The organism is Microbacterium sp. K36 (assembly GCF_004794355.1).
In the GTDB taxonomy this organism is placed as follows: Bacteria; Actinomycetota; Actinomycetes; order Actinomycetales; family Microbacteriaceae; genus Microbacterium; species Microbacterium paraoxydans_D.
Genome location: NZ_SSDN01000013.1, coordinates 1 through 667, shown reverse-complemented (window position 1 = coordinate 667; position 667 = coordinate 1). Strand labels below are relative to the sequence as shown.

Annotated in this window: 1 pseudogene; it reads right to left on the bottom strand. The window is 78.9% G+C overall.

The window, feature by feature from the left end:
• Positions 1–667: pseudogene (locus DW296_RS16360) on the bottom strand (hypothetical protein); the annotation flags it as partial.

The window sequence follows — 667 nt, the reverse complement described above, 5'->3', positions numbered from 1 at the left end:
TAGCGGACCCGGCCGCGACCGGGTCGATGCTCGTCGGGCCCGCCGGCGTGGCGGTGACCGGCGCCGGGGCCGAGGGCGTCGGGGGCTGGGAGGAGGTCTCGAGCACGGTCGTGGCCTCGGTCGGGGGATCGAGCGTGGCCGTCGCCGCGTCCGGCCCCGGGCCGGCGAGGCGGGACATCCGGCCGTCCCACCCCGTGCTCGTCCCGCCGTCGGCGCCGGCGCGCGCACCCGCCGCTGCGTCGACGGACGAGGCGGGCGGGGACGGCACGACGGCTTCGATCGTCGGAGGCTGCGTCGTCGGGACCGACGACGGGAGAGCGGCTGTCGACCGGACCGCTCCGGTCTCGATCGGTCCGGCGACCGGCGCCCTGCCGGACGCCGTGGGCCCCGCATCCGCACGAGGAGACGTCGCCGCAGGGGAAGCCGAGTCGATGGCGGGCAGGGCGAGCGCGTCGATGCCGGGGCCGGCCGGACCCGCGGGAGACGGAGAAGCCGAGCTGTGCTCTCCCTGCGGCGGCGTCGGGACCGCGGTCGGGTCGGTGTCCGACGGAGCGACAGGCGCCACCGATGGCGGAGCGATCGCGGAACCGGAGGGCGACGGGGCCGGGAGCAGAGGCGGCGTCGCGGCGGCACCGTCGGCGGGGACGGCTGCCGTGGTGCCGTCGCT